The sequence below is a fragment of the Rhodoplanes sp. SY1 genome, assembly GCF_046000175.1.
Lineage (GTDB): Bacteria > Pseudomonadota > Alphaproteobacteria > Rhizobiales > Xanthobacteraceae > Rhodoplanes.
Genome location: NZ_JBEOMB010000008.1, coordinates 96,069 through 114,489 on the forward strand (window position 1 = coordinate 96,069; position 18,421 = coordinate 114,489).

Genomic DNA, 18,421 nt, shown 5'->3' on the forward strand with positions numbered 1-18,421 from the left:
GCGCGGACAATCGGTTGTCGTTTGCAAGAAGATTCGTTGCGCGGCCCGGCGTAACCCGACGCTGCATTGCCGCCGAGCCGCCCCATCCAGGGCATTGCGGGCCGGGGGGGCCCTGTGTATTGGTGATGGACAGGCCCCGCCGCTCGGCGGGTTCCGAAGAAGAGGTCGAGATCGTGAGTCACAGGCGCGACGTTCACACCGAAAGGCGTAGTTTAAAGTAACAACGTGAACGTGCCGAAGGCTCGTACGGCGTATCGACCCCATCTCTTGTACCTGAAAACAAACGGGACTGTTCGACGTCCGCTGAACCAATACTTCAGCGGCTGATCGGGAATTCTGTGGCTTCGAGGCCGAACTACAGACTTTAAGTCCAGGGGCGAACATGACTAAAATGTGGCACATTCGTTTCGACGCCCGGTCGGTGTCGAATGGTCCCGCGGCTGTCGGTCGGCGTGGACCCGCTCTCTCTCCCCGTCTGCCCCTCGTCCCCCGCCGTCCCGGCCCGTCCGTGCGACCGGCCACGCTCTCGCCTCCCGAAAGCTGACCACCGGGGGCGCCCGCCTCGCCCGTCGAGGCCCGCGGCGCCCCGCGGATCGACCGTGCCCGAACGCGCCGGAGTCCCTCCGGCCGCGCGAGCACCCGACTGTCAGTGTCCGCCCCAGGCGGAATGCGTGAGGCCATGACCATGACGAACAACCATCAGGAACGCTGGACGCGGGTGAAGGGTCGCCTGCGCGCCGAGGTCGGCGAGGACATCTTCTCGAGCTGGTTCGCCCGCATGGAGCTGGAGAGCGTCGAGAGCGAGACGGTGCGCCTCTCGGTGCCGACCCGCTTCCTCAAGAGCTGGATTCAGTCCCACTACGCCGAGCGGGTGCTCGCCTGCTGGCAGGGCGAGGAGCCGCTGGTCCGCCGCATCGACCTCTCGGTGCGCTCCACGATGATGCGCCCCGCTGCGGCCGCGACGACCAAGCCGGTGTCGCCGGCCACCGTCACGGTGCGGCACGATCCGGCACCGGTCGGCTTCGGCACCCTCAACGGCCACGCCGCCGCGCCCATCGCTTCGGCGACGCCGGCGGCGGCCTCGGCCCACGATTCGATCGGCGGCTCGCCGCTCGACCCGCGGCTGACCTTCGACTCCTTCGTGGTCGGCCGCGCGAACTCGCTCGCCCATGCCGCCGCCAAGCAGGTCGCCACCGCGCGCCGCGGCGATCCGGTGATGTTCAACCCGCTCTACGTCCACGCCGCGGTCGGGCTCGGCAAGACCCACCTGCTGCAGGCGATCGCCTGGGCCGGCAATGCCGGCGGCGAGCGGCGCGTCCTCTATCTCACGGCCGAGAAGTTCGTGTACGGCTTCGTCTCGTCGCTGCGCACCCAGACGACGCTGGCCTTCAAGGAGGTGCTGCGGGCGACCGACGTGCTCCTCATCGACGACCTGCAGTTCCTGCAGGGCAAGTCGACCTTCGCCGAGTTCTCCCACACGCTCAACGCCATGATCGACGCCGGCCGGCAGGTCGTGGTGGCCGCCGACCGCCCGCCGCTCGACCTCGAGAATCTCGACGACCGGGTCCGCTCGCGGCTCGCCGGCGGGCTGGTCGTCGAGATGGGCTCGTTCGGCGAGGATCTGCGGCTCGAGATCCTGCAGGCCCGGGTGGCGAGCGCGCGCAACCACCACGCCGCCTTCGACGTGCCGGCGCCCGTCCTCGCCTTCATCGCGAAGTCGGTGACCCACAACGGTCGCGACCTCGAAGGCGCCCTCAACCGGCTGCTCGCCCACTCCAAGCTGACCGGCCAGCCGGTCACCATGGAGCTCGCCGAGCGCGAGATCCGCGACCTCGTGCGGCCGCAGGAGCCGCGCAAGGTGAAGATCGAGGAGATCCAGCGCATCGTCGCCCGCCGCTACAATGTCAGCCGCGGCGATCTCCTCTCCTCGCGCCGCACCGCCAACGTGGTGCGGCCGCGCCAGATCGCCATGTATCTGGCCAAGACCCTGACGCTGCGCTCGCTGCCCGAGATCGGCCGCCGCTTCGGCGGCCGCGACCACACGACCGTGCTGCACGCCGTCCGCAAGATCGAGAACCTGGTCGGCAACGATCTCGCGCTCGCCGAGGAGATCGAGGCGATCAAGCGCGAGCTGCAGGAGTGAGGCACGAAGGGGACCACCGTCACACTCCGATACAATCCGGATCGTGACCCCGGCGCACCCGCCGGAGTAGGGTCCGGCCACGCGGCGCCGCTCCTCTCGCGGGCCGCCGCGAGCGAGTGACCTGCATGCCATCGGACCGGTCCGTCCCCGTGAAAGCCTCCCCGCCGATCGTCGAGATCGGCAATGCCGGCCTCCTGTCGCGCGTCGACCCGGCCAACGCCATGCTGCTGTGGACGAGCGAGGAGGACCTCGCCGCGTCGGCCCCCGAGAACGTCCGCGAGTTCGGCCTGCGCGAGTTCGTCGACCTGTGGCGGCGGGCCTGGCGCTACGAGATCGACACCATCGTGGTGCATCCGCCGACCCGCCACCCGCCCTGGCACTGGCGACCGCTGCGCAGCGTGTTCCACTGGCCGCCGCGACCGTGGCGGCGGTTCATCCGGCTGTTCGGCATCCAGGCGATCCGGCTGCTGCCGCGCCGCATGAGCGTGCTCGTCGTCGACGGCGACGACATGCGCACGATCCCGCGCTGCAACGCCTTCCTGCTCGACCGCTGCACCTTCTACTTCAAGCGCGAGCTGCCGATCGACCGCTGGCAGGTGTTCCAGCGCACCGCCCATCCGGAGATGCCGTCCACCCGCTTCCGCCGCAAGCCGCGCAACCGGAGCCGGCTCGAGAAGCTGCGGCCGTGGGCGATCGGGTATCTCAGCGACGGCCCGTCGCTGCCCGAGACGGCGTGTCCGGAGAAGACCATCGGCCTGCTCGTCGCAGTCGCCACCAACTCCTCGACGGTGCGCCACACCGGGCTGGAGGAGCTGCGGGCGCTGGCGGCGCGCCGCAAGGACATCTTTATCGCCGAGGAGCGGCTGCGGAAGGACGAGTTCTGCCGGCTGATGAGCCAAGCCTGGCTGACCTGGTCGCCGGAGGGCTTCGGCTGGGACTGCATCCGCCACTACGAGGCGGCGGCCGTCTACTCGGTGCCGGTGATCAACCAGCCGACCATCGCCCGCTTCCACCCGCTTCTCGAGGGCGTCCACGCGCTCCACTACGACGCCGACGTGCCGGGCAGCCTCACCGCCGTGGTCGAGGCGGCGCTCGCCGACCCCGAGCGGATGCGCCGCATCGCCACCGCGGCGCGCGCCCATGTGAACGCCCACCACATCACCCCGTGGCGACGGGCCGAGCAGCTGCTGGCCTACCGGGCCGGCGCCGAGACGCCGCCCGGCGGCATCACGCTGTGACGGGCCGCCTCTGACCGGCCGCGACACCGCCCGGTGACGATGGTGCCGTCGCGACCCGACGGCCCGCACGACGCCGAGCGCAATCGCCGACACGACGGCCGAAAACACCCGGATTGTCGGGGGATTGCGTCGTTACCCTTGCCGAATCCGCCCCGGCATTGCACTTTCCCGTGTTCCGGTGCGCCCACGGCGTCCGTCCGGCGCCCGCGCGAGCGGGCGGCCCGGGCCGGGACCGTCCTAGGCCATGAGCATCATCCGAGCCGGGACCGTCCCGGCGACGAGCGTCATCAGTCGGCGCAGGCCTGTCCGGCGCGCCTTTGCGTAGTCAGTCGAGCGGGGTTCCGCATGAAGGTCACGGTCGAGCGGTCCGAGCTTTTGCGATCGCTGTCGCATGTCCACCGCGTGGTCGAGCGGCGCAACACCATCCCGATCCTCGCCAACGTGCTGATCCGCGCCGACCGCTCGGAGCTGTCCTTCAAGGCGACCGACCTCGACCTCGAGATCATCGAGACGATCCCGGCCGAGGTGGCGTCGGGCGGCGTCACCACGGTGCCGGCCCACATGTTCTACGAGATCGTCCGCAAGCTGCCGGAGGGCTCGCAGGTGACGCTCGACGCCACCGGCGACCGCGCCGTGCTGACGATCCGGGCCGGACGCTCCAAGTTCACGCTGCAGACGCTGCCCGAGAGCGACTTCCCGGATCTCGCAGCAGGCGACATGACGCACGCCTTCGCGCTGCCGGCCGCCGACCTCAAGCGGCTGATCGACAAGACCCAGTTCGCCATCTCGACCGAGGAGACGCGCTACTACCTCAACGGCATCTATCTGCACGTCGCCGGCGAGGGCGCGACCGCGCGGCTGCGCGCCGTCGCGACCGACGGCCACCGCCTCGCCCAGGTCGAGTTCCCGGCGCCCGCCGGCACCGAGGGCATGCCGGGCGTGATCGTGCCGCGCAAGACGGTCGGCGAGGTGCATCGGCTGATCGAGGACCCGGCGGGCGAGGTGAAGATCGAGCTCTCCGCCACCAAGATCCGCGTCTCGCTGGGCGCCGTCGTGCTCACCTCGAAGCTGATCGACGGCACCTTCCCGGACTACGGCCGCGTCATCCCGGCCGGCAACGACAAGCTCCTCGAGGTCGAGAAACGCGACTTCGAGCAGGCCGTCGACCGCGTCTCGACCGTGTCGAGCGAGCGCGGCCGCGCCGTCAAGCTGTCGATCTCGGGCAGCAAGCTGATCCTCTCAGTGACCAACCCGGATTCCGGCAGCGCCACCGAAGAGATCGAGGTCGCCTACGATGCCGACCCGCTCGATATCGGCTTCAACTCGCGCTACCTGCTCGACATCGCGGCCCAGATCGAGGGCGACACCGCGATCCTCAAGCTCGCCGACCCGGGCTCGCCGACCCTCATCCAGGACAAGGACGCCAAGGGCGCCCTCTACGTCCTGATGCCCATGCGGGTGTGAGGCGCGCCGCTCGCGGCAATCTCCGAGTCGTCATGCCCGGCCTCGTGCCGGGCATCCACGTCTTCAAGAGCGTGGATGGCCGGGACGAGCCCGGCCATGACAGGTGAGGGACATGACCGTCGCCCCGCAGATCCTCAAGCTCAGCCTGACCGACTTCCGCAGCTGGACGAGCGCGACCCTGAACGTGTCGCGGCGGCTGGTCGTGCTGACCGGGCCGAACGGCGCCGGCAAGACCAACATTCTCGAAGCGATCTCGTTTCTCGGCCCCGGGCGCGGCCTGCGCCGGGCGACGCTCGACGCCGTCGCCCGCGAGGACGGCCCCGGCAGCTGGGCCGTGGCCGCCGAGGTCGAGGGGGCGCAGGGGCTCGCGACGCTCGGCACCGGGCTTTTGGCGCCGGCCGGCGGCGACGGCCCGCATGCGCGAAAATGCCGGATCGACCGCGAGCCGGTCGGCGCGGCGACGGCCTTCGCCGAGCATCTGCGGCTCGTCTGGCTGGTGCCGACCATGGACGGGCTGTTTCTCGGGCCGGCGTCGGAGCGCCGGCGCTTCCTCGACCGGCTGGTGCTCGCCGTGCATCCCGACCACGCGACGCGCGTCTCGGCACTCGAGCGCGCCCTGCGGGGCCGCAATCGGCTCCTCGAAAGCCCGTCGCCCGACCCGCACTGGCTCGACGCCGCCGAGCACGAGACGGCCGAGCTCGCCGTCGCCGTGGCGGCCGCCCGGGCCGAGACCGTGCGGCGGCTCGCCGCGACGCTGCTCGAGCGCGGGGCCGGGCCGTTTCCCTCGGCGGGCCTGGTGCTCGACGGCTGGATGGAGCAGGCGGCGCTCGACCGTCCGGCGATCGAGGTCGAGGACCGGTACCGCACGGTGTTGCGCGACAACCGCGGGCGCGACGCCGCCGCCGGGCGCACGCTCGACGGCCCGCATCTCACCGATCTGCTCGTCAGCTTCGCGCCAAAGGGGATCGCGGCCCGCGACGCCTCGACGGGCGAGCAGAAGGCGCTGCTGATCACGCTGGTGCTGGCCCACGCGGGGCTCGTCGCCACCATGACCGGCATCGCCCCGGTCGTGCTGCTCGACGAGGTGGTCGCCCATCTCGATCCCGGCCGACGCGGCGCGCTGTTCGAGGCGCTCGGCGCGCTCGGCGCCCAGGTCTGGATGGCGGGCGCCGACCCGGCCGCCTTCGCCGGGATCGCGGCCGAGGCGGACGTGTTCGAGGTCGCGCCCCGGCCGGACGGCGACAGCCTCGTCCGGAAGGTGTCGTGACACCGGAATCGATAGCTTTCGGACTGTCCTGATTCGCCGTCGCACGGCTCCGTCGGACGGCCGTCCCGCGGCTGCCGAAATCTCTTGAATTCTCTTTGTCCGATAACCATTTACGGATCGACATATTGTCCTGTACGCGCCCCGGCTTTCGTGTCACACCGAACCAGCGAATTCCCCCGTCCCAGGACCTTTCGAAGCTCGTTTCATGGACGATCCGACTCCCTCGCGCCTTCCCTCCGACGGCTCCGACTACGGCGCCGAGTCGATCAAGGTCCTCAAGGGCCTCGACGCCGTGCGCAAGCGGCCGGGCATGTATATCGGCGACACCGACGACGGCTCCGGCCTGCACCACATGGTGTACGAGGTGGTCGACAACGCCATCGACGAGGCGCTGGCCGGCTACGCCCGCGAGGTCTCGGTCACGCTGAATCCCGACGGCTCGGTGACGGTGCGGGACGACGGCCGCGGCATCCCGACCGCGATCCACAAGGGCGAGGGCGTGTCGGCCGCCGAGGTCATCATGACCCAGCTCCACGCCGGCGGAAAATTCGACCAGAACTCCTACAAGGTCTCGGGCGGCCTGCACGGCGTCGGCGTGTCGGTCGTCAACGCGCTGTCGAGCTGGCTGAAGCTGCGCATCTGGCGCGACGGCCACGAGCACGCGATCGAGTTCCGGCACGGCGAGGCGGTGGCGCCGCTCGCCGTGGTCGGCGAGGCGGGCGGCCAGCGCGGCACCGAGGTGACGTTCCTGGCCTCGACCGAGACATTCACGATGACCGAGTACGACTGGGCGACGCTCGAGCATCGCCTGCGCGAGCTCGCCTTCCTGAACTCGGGCGTGCGGATCCTGCTGTGCGACCAGCGCCACGCCGTCGAGAAGCGCGAGGAGATGCACTACGAGGGCGGCGTCGAGGCCTTCGTGCGTTACATCGACCGCAACAAGAAGCCGCTGGTCGCGGACCCGATCGTGATCAAGTCGTCGCGCGACGGCATCGAGGTCGAGTGCGCGATGTGGTGGAACGACGGCTATCACGAGACCGTCCTGTGCTTCACCAACAACATCCCGCAGCGTGACGGCGGCACCCATCTGGCCGGCTTCCGCGGAGCGCTGACCCGCCAGATCACCGGCTATGCCGAGTCCGGCGGCGTCTCCAAGAAGGAGAAGGTGGCGCTCACCGGCGACGACTGCCGCGAGGGCCTCACGGCGGTGCTCTCCGTGAAGGTGCCGGACCCGAAGTTCTCGTCGCAGACCAAGGACAAGCTGGTCTCCTCCGAGGTCCGCCCCGCCGTGGAAGGCGTGCTCAACGAGGCGCTGGCCTCGTGGCTCGAGGAGCATCCGAGCGAGGCCAAGGTGGTCGTCGGCAAGGTGGTCGAGGCGGCCACGGCCCGCGAAGCCGCACGAAAGGCGCGCGAGCTGACGCGGCGCAAGGGCGCCCTCGACGTCGCCTCGCTGCCTGGAAAACTCGCCGACTGTCAGGAGCGCGACCCGGCGAAGTCCGAATTGTTCATCGTCGAGGGCGACTCGGCCGGCGGCTCCGCCAAGCAGGGCCGCAATCGCGAGTTCCAGGCGGTGCTCCCGTTGCGCGGCAAGATCTTGAACGTGGAGCGCGCCCGCATCGACAAGATGCTCTCCAGCCAGGAGATCGGCACGCTGATCACGGCACTCGGCACCGGCATCTCGGAAGAGTTCACGGCCGACAAGCTGCGCTACCACAAGATCATCATCATGACGGACGCCGACGTCGACGGCGCCCATATCCGCACGCTGCTCTTGACGTTCTTCTACCGGCAGATGCGCGAATTGATCGATCGCGGCCACATCTTCATCGCCCAGCCGCCGCTCTACAAGGTGAACCGCGGCAAGTCCGAGCAGTACCTCAAGGACGAGCGCGCGCTGGAAGATTATCTGATCGCCACCGGGCTCGACGAGGCGGTGTTCCGCGCCCATTCGGGCGAGGACCGCGCGGGCCCCGACCTCAAGCTGCTGATCGACCAGGCCCGCACGGTCCGCGGCGTGCTCGGCGGCCTGCACGGCCGCTACCGCCGCGCGGTGGTCGAGCAGGCCGCCATCGCCGGCGTGCTCAATCCGGCGATCGCGCTCGACCGCGAGAGCGCCGATCGCGCCGCCGCCTATATCGCGCGCCGCCTCGACGCGCTCGCCGACGAGACCGAGCGCGGCTGGGAAGGAAAGTTCGTCGAGGGCGAGGGCTTCACGTTCGAGCGCACGGTGCGCGGCGTGAAGGAGGTCGCGGTGATCGACGGCGCGCTGCTCGGCTCGCTCGAGGCCAAGAAGCTCGACGACCTCGCGCCGCTCCTCCAGCAGGTCTATCCACGGCCCGGCGTGCTCCGCCGCAAGGGCGACGAGACGCCGATCCACGGTCCCGTCGACCTGATCGAGGCGGTGATCGCGGCCGGCCGCAAGGGCGTCACGCTGCAGCGCTATAAGGGGCTGGGCGAGATGAACCCCGACCAGCTGTGGGAGACCACGCTCGACGTCAACGCCCGCTCGCTCCTCCAGGTGAAGATCAAGGAGGTCGACGAGGCCGAGGACATCTTCACCAAGCTGATGGGCGACATCGTCGAGCCGCGCCGCGAGTTCATCCAGGAGAACGCGCTCGCCGCCAGCGTGGATATTTGAGGCGGGGCGCGCTATCGTCGTGAGGAACGCAGGGTGGACAAAGGCGCCGAACGGCGCGCCGTGCCCACGCGGTCCATCGGACCGGCTGCGCGTCACTGAAGTGCAGCATCCTGAAGTGTAGCGTCGGTGGCGCCTGCGCGGGGACGGGCGGCGGTCGGGTGCGCGATTCGACTTCGACAAAGCCGATCGCACTGGACAGCCCGAACACCGGCCCGCGCAGCAAATCACCAAGCAAGCCGCGCTGGCCGCCGGCGTGACATCCGACGGCCAGCGCGTGCGTTTCGTCGGCTCAACGAGAGCCGGTCGTGGCGCCCACGCCCTGCCCCGACAGCGCGATGATCTCCAGATCGTTCATCTTGCCCCGGACCATGGTGACGTTCTTGGTCATCTCCGCCTCGGAAAACCCGTTCCGCTGGAGCTTGCTCAGGTCGTCGGCGGACAGCTCGACGGACTTGCTGCCCTCGAACTCCTCCGGGCCGACGAGGAGCCTGATGGATCCCTGATCCGTTCGAGCAGTCAGCAGACTGCCTTCGAACTCGCTGCGATCGTCGAGGCCGACTTTCTCGAGCGCGTTCTTCAAATCGCTGGTCCCCGGCGACTTGCTGTGCGCGGCGCCGGCGGCCGGCGCGGTGCCGCTGCTGAATGCGAGCACCTGCTTGTCGCCGGACATCTGTCCGCGCACCATGTCGGCCTTGTTCGCGAACCGAATGTTGTCGAAGCCGGCCCTGGTCAACTTCGCACGGAACGCGTCGCGATCGAAATCGACCGATTTGTCGGCCTCGAAGTCTTCCGGCCCTACGATGAACTCGACCGAATGGCCGCTCGGCGCGCGTGCGGTCACGAGATGCCCCTCGAACTCCTCACGGTCCTCGACCCCCGCCTGCTTCAGCTTGTCCTTGATGTCGCCCTTGCTGACGCTCTGGCGCGCGCCCGGCATCGCGGCGTTGCCGGACGACAGCCCGGGCGTGCCGGACGTCGCCGGATTCGGCTGTTGTGCCAGCGCGGCGCTGCTGAGCCCCAAGCTGATCGCAACAGCGGAGGCCAGACTGATGACCTTCATTTCAGACTCCTTGTCGATTGGCGACCTCGGCTCCCGGCCCGGCCGCTGGCGTGGTCGAGTGCCGGCGGCATGCAGCCGGCCGGCCCCGCGAGATGTGACGATCGATGTTCGCGCTGCGGAGAACCGACCCTCTCCACGTCAATGATCGCGTCCGGAACGGGTTCGCCACCGTCACGCAAAGGGTCCGTTGCTGTACCAAGCGCTGTCGGCCTGCGGGTGGCGGCGATCCCGTCGGAACGACGAGGGCCGCAATCCCGTCCCGGCAGTCAGGGGAACTTCGTCGCCCTCCGGGTCCGAGGAAGTACGGTATTGCTCCGGCCGCGCGATTTGGTTACCCCGAACATAATTCCGGACGCGGCCATGCCGCCGGCGCCGCATCGATTTCAAGAGTGTATTAAGCGGGGAGACCCATGTCGAAGATCAAGTATTTCGGCGACGAGACGATTCCGCTCGAGATGCACAAGGTGCGGATCGTCCAAAAACTCGGCCTGCCGCCGATCGAGCGCCGCCTCGAGGTGATGACCAAGGCCGGCAACAACACCTTCCTGCTGCCCAACGAGGAGGTGTTCCTCGACATGCTGACCGACAGTGGCGTCAACGCCATGAGCGATCAGCAGCTCGCCGCCATGATGGTCGCCGACGACGCCTATGCGGGCAGCGCCACCTACACGCGGCTGGAGACCAAGCTGCGCGACATCTTCGGCATGGAGTATTTCCTGCCCGCCCATCAGGGCCGCGCCTGCGAGCACATCCTCGCCAAGGTGCTGGTGACGCCCGGCTCGGTCGTGCCGATGAACTATCACTTCACCACCACCAAGGCGCACATCACGCTGCAGGGCGGCGTGGTCGAGGAGCTGGTGTCGGACGCCGGGCTCGAGGTGACGAGCCGCCTGCCGTTCAAGGGCGACATGGACATCGGCAAGCTGAACGCCGTGATCGCCAAGTGGGGCGCCGACAAGGTCGCCTTCGTGCGGGTCGAGTCCGGCACCAACCTGATCGGCGGCCAGCCGGTGTCGATCGAGAACCTCGCCGCGGTCAGCGCGGTGTGCCGGGCGAACGGCATCATGCTGGTGATGGACGCGAGCCTGCTCGCCGACAACCTCCACTTCAACAAGACGCGCGAGCCGTCCTGCAAGGATCTCAGCATCCGCGAGATCACCCGCAAGATCGCGGATCTGTGCGACATCATCTACTTCTCGGCGCGCAAGCTCGGCTGCGCGCGCGGCGGCGGCATCTGCATCCGCCACCAGGACGTCTATCTGAAGATGCGCGGCCTCGTCCCGCTCTACGAGGGCTTCCTCACCTATGGCGGCATGTCGGTGCGCGAGATCGAGGCGCTCACCGTCGGTCTCGAGGAGACCATGGACGAGGACATGATCAACCAGGGGCCGCAGTTCATCGCCTACATGGTGGACGAGCTCGATCGCCGCGGCGTGCCGGTGATCACGCCGCCCGGCGGGCTCGGCTGCCACGTCGACGCCAAGCGCTTCGTCGACCACATCCCGCAGTCGCAGTATCCGGCCGGCGCGCTCGCCTCGGCCCTCTACATCGCCGCCGGCATCCGCGGCATGGAGCGCGGCACGCTGTCCGAGCAGCGCGAGCCGGACGGCCGCGAGGTGTTCTCCAACATGGAGCTGGTGCGCCTGGCGCTGCCGCGCCGGGTGTTCACGCTCAGCCAGGTGAAGTACGCGATCGACCGGCTGTCGTGGCTGCACGCCAACCGGCGGCTGGTCGGCGGCCTCACCTTCGTCGAGGAGCCCGAGGTGCTGCGCTTCTTCTACGGCCTCCTGAAGCCGGTCTCCGACTGGCAGGAGCGGCTGGTGGCGAAGTTCAGGGCGGATTTCGGCGACAGCCTGTGAGAGCGACGGCCCGGATGGTGCGGCAGCCGGGACACGGTCAGACCGCAGACGCGCCGTGGAAGCGGCCGTAGCCGCGGCGGACGCCCGGACCGAACAGGATCACCTGGTAGGTCTCGGGCGCCCCGCCCTCCATGCCGGGCGAGCCGATCGGCATGCCCGGCACGGCGAGCCCGGTGGCCGCCGGCCGTTCGGCGAGAAGGCGCTCGACCGCGGTCGCCGGAACATGCCCCTCGATCACGTAGCCGCCGACCTCGGCCGTGTGGCAGGTTCGCAGCTCGTCCGGCACACCGAACCGCGACTTGACCGCATCGAGATCGGCGACGTCGACCAGGGTCACGGCGAAGCCATTCGCCTCCATATGGCGCGCCCAACCGGTGCAGCAGCCACAGGACGGATCCTTGTGAACGCGGACCGAACGCCCTTGCGCCCGCGCCGGGGCGCCGGACGCGACCGCCGCCGCGAGCAGCGTCAGCACGCCGAGCCCGCGTCTGGTCACCCTGCCGTGGGACATGGGACATCTCCTGGAGAACGGTCCGGGCTGTGCCGGAACCTGGACCTCGGTTTCGTCCGGGATCGGCCCCGGAGCGGCTCGCACACTACAGCATCGCTCCGGCGTATCCCCCCTACCCCTCCACCCGCACCGCGACCTCGTTGCGGCGGAGCGGCGGCAGGGTCCAGGGCGGATCATAGAACTGGGCGAAAGGCGCGCCGACGGGGCGCCACGGCGTCGTCGCCAGAATGCGGGCGAGCAGGCGTGCCTGGTGCTGCACCGCGTCGGGCGCGGTCGATCCAGAGAACCGAATGACGGCGACGGTCTCGGCCGGCACCTCGACGACGGCGATGCCGGGGTCGTCCGGCACCGGCAGCGTGTCGCGGGTGAAGTGTTCCGGCATGAAGAACCGGATGGTCCAGCGCGGGCCGCCGTCGCGGTCACCCGGATCGGCCGCGACGCCGGGCGCGTCGGCCGCCCGGTCGGCGACGTCACCCGCGCGAGTGACCGAGGTCGGCGCCACCGTCACGGGGGCCGTCATGGCGATGCGGGCCGATCCGCCCGAGCCGCCCGAGCCGCCCCGCACAGCCGGCCCACCGAGCTGCCCGCCCACGCCGGACGCGACCGTGACCGGGGCCGTCATGGCGATCGAGTCGCGGGCCCGATTGGCGCCGAAGATGAACCGGGCGAGCCGACGGAAGCCGGCCGAGCGGGCCGCCATCTCGTCGGCCGCGACCGTGACGTCGGCGGCGAGCCGGGCTCCGTAGCGGCGGATTTCCACCGCGTCGCCGATCCGCTCCAGCACCTCGAAGCGGGGCTCCTCGGTCCCCGAGCGGACCCCGACGACGCCCGCGGCGCCCTGCAGAATGGATGTGACGATCGACATGGCGGCCTCCTCGGCCGGGCCGCATCGGCGCCGCCCGGCCAGCTCGATCTGGGAAGGACGGGAGGCTGGCGGAAGGGGCGGAGACCGATCGCCGCAACTGTGCAGTGCACAATCTCCACGCCCACGCGGGATTGGCTACGTATTTACCATTTGTTAACCATAACGCCGCAAATCAGACGACCGTGTCCTACGGAATGTCATCGCAACGACAGAAGCGCCAACCCCGATTCTCGTCCGCCCATGAAGCTCTTTTCCGACGACATCAAATCGCTCCACGCCGAAAGCCGCGTCCTCCTGGCCCAGAGCCAGCATTTGCGGTCACTCTCCGAGAAGGCTCGCCTCGAGGCGGCCGCCCTGCGCGCCCAGAGCCGCGCCGCCCGCGCCGGCGGCCGGGCGCTTCGCGATGCCCTCCCATCCGACCTCGGCCGTCCCAGCGCCTGATCGACACCGACCGGAGCCCGGTCGTCGCCGGAACCCCGCGGTGGCCGGCCGAGGCGCGACACGCTAAACACGGCCACGACCAGCCGGCGGCCCCCGTCGCCGCGCGCGCGCCGACGAGCATGCGGACGCTGCGCGAAAATCCCGTGACCGAGACCGCCATGCCCCAGACCGCCAAGACTCCGTCAGGCAAGCCCCTCTCCGGCCGCGCCATCGTGACGATCATCGGCGCCGACCGCGTCGGCATCATCGCCGGCATCTCCGCCGTGATCGCCGAGGCCGGCGTCAACATCCTCGACATCAGCCAGTCGGTGATGCGGGACTTCTTCACCATGATCATGATGGTCGATCTGTCCGCCTCCGACGTCTCCTTCGACGATCTGCGCGAGCGCCTCGCCCGCAAGGGCGCCGCGCTCGCCGTCAAGGTCGAGATCGAGCGCGAGGAGATTTTCAAAGCGATGCACCGGGTCTGAGGCCTTCGGGTATCCTCGCGGGTCATTGCGGGACGGCGCGCAGCGTCGAACCCGGAATCCAGCGACAGTCTCCGCGCTCGTGACTGGATTCCGGGTTCGCGCTTACAGCGCGCCCCGGAATGACCGGGGAGCCAGCGAGTTCGATACAAGAGGCATCTGATGAAACATCTCGGCTTCTCGGGCGAGGAAATCCTCGAGACCATCGGCATGGTGCGGCACGAGAAGCTCGACATCCGCACCGTCACGGTCGGCATCAGCCTGTTCGACTGCGTCGCCGACGACTGCGCGAGCCTGTGCGCCAACATCCACGCCAAGGTGACCCGCGTCGCGCGCGACCTGACCAAGGTCTCGGCCGAGATCGCCCGCGAGTTCGGCATCCCGATCGTCAACAACCGCATCGCCGTGACGCCGGTGTCGCTGATCGCCGGCCGCTGCGGGCCGGACGAGATGATCAGGATCGGCGAGACGCTCGACCTCGCCGCCCACGAGCTCGGCATCGACTTCATCGGCGGCTTTTCTGCTCACGTCGAGAAGGGCATGACCGCGGTCGACCAGGCGTTGATCGCGTCGCTGCCGCAGACGCTCGCCGCGACGAAGCGCGTCTGCGCCTCGGTCAATGTCGGCTCGACCCGGGCGGGCCTCAACATGGACGCGATCGCCCTGATGGGCCGCAGCGTGAAGGCCATCGCGGCGGCGACCGCCGACGCCGGCTCGATCGGCTGCGCCAAGCTCGTGGTGTTCTGCAACGCCGTCGAGGACAACCCGTTCATGGCCGGCGCCTTCCACGGCGCCAGCGAGAGCGACTGCGTGGTCAATGTCGGCGTCAGCGGGCCGGGCGTGGTGCTGCGCGCCGTCGAGGAGGCCGGCGACGTCGACTTCGGCGCGCTCACCGCGGTGATCCGCGGCACCGCTTTCAAGATCACCCGGGCCGGCGAGCTGGTCGGCCGCGCCGCCGCGGCCCGGCTCGGCATCCCGTTCGGCATCATCGACCTGTCGCTCGCGCCGACGCCGGCCGAGCGCGACAGCGTCGCCCGCATCCTCGAGGCGATCGGGCTCGACCGGGTGGGCACCCACGGCTCCACGGCCGCGCTGGCACTTCTCAACGACGCGGTGAAGAAGGGCGGCGCCATGGCGTCGAGCTATGTCGGCGGTCTGTCGGGCGCCTTCATCCCGCTCTCCGAGGACGCCGGTATGATCGAGGCGGCGGCGCAGGGCACGCTCACCATCGACAAGCTGGAGGCGATGACCTCGGTCTGCTCGGTCGGCCTCGACATGATCGCGGTGCCGGGCGACACGCCGGCCGAGACGCTCGCCGCCATCATGGCCGACGAGGCGGCGATCGGCATGATCAACCGCAAGACCACGGCGGTGCGCATCATCCCGGTGGTCGGCAAGACGGTGGGCGACAGGGTCGACTTCGGCGGCCTCCTCGGCCACGCCCCGATCATCCCGGTCCACGCCGAGGCGAGCACCCGCTTCGTCGCCCGCGGCGGCCGCATCCCCGCGCCCCTGCAGGCGCTGATCAACTGAGCGGCGGGCCGCTCCTTCGCTTTTCCAGAACGTCCCGACTTCTCGACGTCTGCCCGACTTCACCTCTCCCCGCGCGCGGATTCACCTCTCCCCGCGTGCGGGGAGAGGTCGACGTTCGCGCGTCCAGCGCGGACGTCGGGTGAGGGGGCGTCGCCGCGAGTCTCTGCTGTACGGAAACGCCCTCTCACCCGACTCGCCTCTTCGAGGCGAGCCACCCTCTCCCCGCGCGCGGGGAGAGGGATCCGAGCCCGCGGTGTCGTCCAAACGCCGTAGCCCCCTCCCCTGTCGTCCGGCTGTCATGTGGGTCCGCTAGATCGGCGTTCGTGAACGATCTTGCTGATCGTTCGGCTTACTCGAACACCGGGCGGACGCCATCATCATGCTGCGGCTCGACCACGCGACCGTGACCTATGCGAACGGCCTCACCGCCCTGCAGCCGACCTCGCTCGCCTTCCGGCCGGGCGAGTTCACGGTGCTGCTCGGCGCCTCCGGGGCCGGCAAGTCGACGCTGCTGCGCTGCCTCAACGGCCTGGTGACGCCGACCGGCGGCGACGTGATCGCCGACGGCCTCGGCTCGATCGTCGTCGACCGGCAGGCGCTGCGCCGCCATCGCCGGCGCACCGGCATGGTGTTCCAGCAGCATCACCTCATCGGCCGGCTGAGCGCGCTCGACAACGTCCTGACCGGCCGGCTCGCCGCGCACGGCTTCTTTCGCTCGCTGCTCCCGCTGCCGCGCGCCGACCGGCGCCTGGCGCTCGCCGCGCTCGACCGCGTCGGCCTGCTCGACCGCGCGCTGGAGCGTGCCGACCGGCTCTCCGGCGGCCAGCAGCAGCGCGTCGGCATCGCCCGCGCGATGGCGCAGGAGCCCACCCTCGTGCTCGCCGACGAGCCGGTGGCGAGCCTCGATCCCGGCAGCGCCGAGCGGGTGCTGAGCGATCTCCATCGCATCTGCCGCGAGGACGGCATCACGGCGATCGTCAGCCTGCATCAGCTCGCCTTCGCGCGCCGCTTCGCCGACCGGGTGATCGCGCTGGCGCACGGCCGCGTCGTCCACGACGGCCGGCCCGCCGAGCTCGGCCCGCGCGTGCTCGACGCCATCTACGACACGCCGGCCGCGGACCCGCATCCCGTGCCGCTCGTCGCCGCCGCCGAATGACGGGCGCACCGCGTCCGCCTCACCGCCCTCCCCGCAGAAGGACCCTTCCGATGGACCGCCGGACCTTTCTCTCCGCCACGCTGCTCGGCGCCACGACGCTCGCCGCCGCGCCCTTCGTGACCCGCGCGCAGGCGCAGGCCGCCGACCCGGCCAAGCTGCGCGTCGCCCTGCTGCCCGACGAGAACGCCTCGACCATCATCCAGAACGCGCAGCCCCTGAAGGTCTATCTGGAAGGCCGGCTGAAGAAGGACGTCGAGCTGATCGTCACCACCGACTACTCCTCGATGATCGAGGCGATGCGGTTCGGCCGCATCGAGATCGCCTATTTCGGTCCGCTCTCCTACGTGCTCGCCAAGCAGCGCGCCCCCGGCATCGAGCCCTTCGCGGTCGGCGTCGCCAAGGGCTCGCCGACCTACAAGGGCGTGATCGTCGTCCAGGCCGACGGCCCGGTGAAGACGATCGCGGACATCCGCGGCAAGATGGTCGGGTTCGGCGACGCCGCCTCGACCTCGAGCCATCTGATCCCGCGCGCCCTGCTCGCCCGCAACGGCCTGGTCGGCGAGCGCGACTACAAGTTCGTCCATCTCGGCGCCCACGATGCGGTGGCGCGGTCGGTCCAGGCCGGCCAGGTGCAGGCCGGCGGGCTGAGCCAGGAGATCTTTGCGGCGCTCGTCGCGCGCGGCACCATCGACGGCGCCAAGGTGAAGGTGCTGGCCGAGAGCGACCCGATCCCGAACTACCCGATGGTGATGCAGGGCACGCTGGCGCCGGCCCTGAAGGACGCCATCCGGGCGTCGTTCCTGGAGATGAAGGACGCCGCGATCCTCAAGACGTTCCGGGCCGAGGGCTTCGCCGCCACCGACGACCGCGCCTACGACATCCTCCGCGAGACCGCCCAGGTGCTGAATCTCGACCTCTCGAAGGTGAAGGGATGAGCCTCGCCTACGACGCCATCCTGGCGCAGGACGGGGCGGCGCGGCTGCGGCGCGCCGGCCTCGCGGTCGCGGTCGCCGCCGTCGTGATCACGGCGATGGCGCTGACCGGCCTCCTCGACCCGGCCCGCTTCGCCGACGCCTGGCCGGCCGTGGTCCAGCTCTCGCGCGAGATGTTCCCGCCCGACTTCAGCCGCTTCCCGGGCTGGCTGCGGCCGCTCGCCGACACGCTGGCGATGTCGATCGCCGGCACGGCGATCGCGGTCGGCCTGTCGCTGCCGCTGGCGCTGCTCGCCGCCGGCAACACGACGCCGAACCGCGCCGTCTATCACGTCGCCCGGCTGATGCTGAATCTGCTGCGCTCGATCCCCGAGCTGATCATGGGCATCATCCTGGTCGCGATGGTCGGCTTCGGCGCACTGCCCGGTGTGCTCGCCCTCGGCCTCCACTCGGTCGGCATGGTGGGCAAGTTCTTCGCCGAGAGCATCGAGCATGTCGATCCGAAGCCCGTCGAGGCGGCCCGCGCCACCGGCGCCTCGACCCCGCAGGTGGTCTGGCACGCCGTCGTCGCCCAGGTGATGCCGCAGCTCGCCGATACCACGATCTACCGCTGGGAGTACAATTTCCGCGCCTCGACGGTGCTGGGCGCGGTCGGCGCCGGCGGCATCGGCTTCGAGCTGATCGCGGCGCTGCGCGTGCTCGACTACGCCCAGGTGTCGGCGATCCTGATCTGCATGCTGGCCTGCGTCACCCTGGTCGACGCGCTCGGCGCCGCGCTGCGCCGCGTGCTGAAGTGAGACTCGAAGCGAGACTCGAGATTGCCTCGGCGCGGGTCAGTCCGGGGCGC

The 18,421-nt window shown here is 70.0% G+C and carries 15 protein-coding genes; 12 read left to right on the forward strand and 3 right to left on the reverse strand.

Annotated elements, in window-relative coordinates; all coding sequences use genetic code 11:
* Window positions 1-685 precede the first annotated feature (685 nt).
* The 5 genes from dnaA to gyrB all read left to right on the forward strand — a co-directional run bounded on the left by dnaA (window position 686) and on the right by gyrB (window position 8,750).
* Window positions 686-2,143, forward strand: a complete 1,458-nt coding sequence (dnaA, locus tag ABTU92_RS03060; protein WP_408087632.1) for a chromosomal replication initiator protein DnaA — start codon at window positions 686-688, stop codon at window positions 2,141-2,143.
* Window positions 2,144-2,292: 149 nt separating this feature from the next.
* Window positions 2,293-3,381, forward strand: coding sequence for a glycosyltransferase (locus ABTU92_RS03065; protein ID WP_408087550.1), 1,089 nt, complete (start codon window positions 2,293-2,295; stop codon window positions 3,379-3,381).
* A gap of 345 nt (window positions 3,382-3,726) precedes the next feature.
* A complete protein-coding gene (gene dnaN, locus ABTU92_RS03070) occupies window positions 3,727-4,845 on the forward strand; it encodes a DNA polymerase III subunit beta (RefSeq protein ID WP_408087552.1) in 1,119 nt (372 codons plus the stop codon).
* Window positions 4,846-4,957: 112 nt separating this feature from the next.
* A complete protein-coding gene (recF, locus tag ABTU92_RS03075) occupies window positions 4,958-6,112 on the forward strand; it encodes a DNA replication/repair protein RecF (RefSeq protein WP_408087554.1) in 1,155 nt (384 codons plus the stop codon).
* A gap of 205 nt (window positions 6,113-6,317) precedes the next feature.
* Window positions 6,318-8,750, forward strand: coding sequence for a DNA topoisomerase (ATP-hydrolyzing) subunit B (gene gyrB / locus ABTU92_RS03080; RefSeq protein ID WP_408087556.1), 2,433 nt, complete (start codon window positions 6,318-6,320; stop codon window positions 8,748-8,750).
* Window positions 8,751-9,039: 289 nt separating this feature from the next.
* Here gyrB and ABTU92_RS03085 read toward each other — a convergent pair whose 3' ends face one another.
* Window positions 9,040-9,810: a hypothetical protein gene (locus tag ABTU92_RS03085; protein WP_408087558.1), complete on the reverse strand. Its 771-nt coding sequence runs from the start codon at window positions 9,808-9,810 to the stop codon at window positions 9,040-9,042.
* A 410-nt stretch (window positions 9,811-10,220) separates the two neighbouring features.
* On the opposite strand from ABTU92_RS03085, the gene ABTU92_RS03090 reads away from it, so the two are divergent.
* Window positions 10,221-11,669 carry a tryptophanase gene (locus ABTU92_RS03090; protein ID WP_408087560.1) on the forward strand — a complete coding sequence of 483 codons (1,449 nt, stop codon included), beginning with the start codon at window positions 10,221-10,223 and terminating at the stop codon, window positions 11,667-11,669.
* 37 nt (window positions 11,670-11,706) lie between these two features.
* On the opposite strand, the gene ABTU92_RS03095 is transcribed toward ABTU92_RS03090, so the two are convergent.
* The gene (locus ABTU92_RS03095) at window positions 11,707-12,180 is read right to left on the reverse strand and encodes a DUF411 domain-containing protein (RefSeq protein ID WP_408087562.1); all 474 of its coding nucleotides are present in this window, start codon (window positions 12,178-12,180) and stop codon (window positions 11,707-11,709) included.
* Window positions 12,181-12,292: 112 nt separating this feature from the next.
* Window positions 12,293-13,045 carry an SOUL family heme-binding protein gene (locus ABTU92_RS03100; RefSeq protein WP_408087564.1) on the reverse strand — a complete coding sequence of 251 codons (753 nt, stop codon included), beginning with the start codon at window positions 13,043-13,045 and terminating at the stop codon, window positions 12,293-12,295.
* 240 nt (window positions 13,046-13,285) lie between these two features.
* On the opposite strand from ABTU92_RS03100, the gene ABTU92_RS03105 reads away from it, so the two are divergent.
* The 6 genes from ABTU92_RS03105 (at window position 13,286) to phnE (ending at window position 18,371) form a co-directional block, all read left to right on the forward strand.
* The gene (locus ABTU92_RS03105; RefSeq protein ID WP_408087566.1) at window positions 13,286-13,486 is read left to right on the forward strand and encodes a hypothetical protein; all 201 of its coding nucleotides are present in this window, start codon (window positions 13,286-13,288) and stop codon (window positions 13,484-13,486) included.
* Between the two features lie 158 nt (window positions 13,487-13,644).
* Entirely contained in the window at window positions 13,645-13,956 is a 312-nt protein-coding gene (locus tag ABTU92_RS03110) for an ACT domain-containing protein (RefSeq protein WP_408087568.1), read from the forward strand.
* Window positions 13,957-14,115: 159 nt separating this feature from the next.
* Window positions 14,116-15,486, forward strand: coding sequence for a PFL family protein (locus ABTU92_RS03115; protein WP_408087570.1), 1,371 nt, complete (start codon window positions 14,116-14,118; stop codon window positions 15,484-15,486).
* Window positions 15,487-15,865: 379 nt separating this feature from the next.
* On the forward strand, window positions 15,866-16,642 hold the full coding sequence (gene phnC, locus ABTU92_RS03120; protein ID WP_408087572.1) for a phosphonate ABC transporter ATP-binding protein: 777 nt from the start codon (window positions 15,866-15,868) through the stop codon (window positions 16,640-16,642).
* Between the two features lie 50 nt (window positions 16,643-16,692).
* On the forward strand, window positions 16,693-17,577 hold the full coding sequence (phnD, locus tag ABTU92_RS03125; protein ID WP_408087574.1) for a phosphate/phosphite/phosphonate ABC transporter substrate-binding protein: 885 nt from the start codon (window positions 16,693-16,695) through the stop codon (window positions 17,575-17,577).
* Window positions 17,574-18,371: a phosphonate ABC transporter, permease protein PhnE gene (phnE, locus tag ABTU92_RS03130; protein WP_408087576.1), complete on the forward strand. Its 798-nt coding sequence runs from the start codon at window positions 17,574-17,576 to the stop codon at window positions 18,369-18,371. The genes phnD and phnE overlap by 4 nt, the downstream gene beginning before the upstream one ends.
* Window positions 18,372-18,421 lie beyond the last annotated feature (50 nt).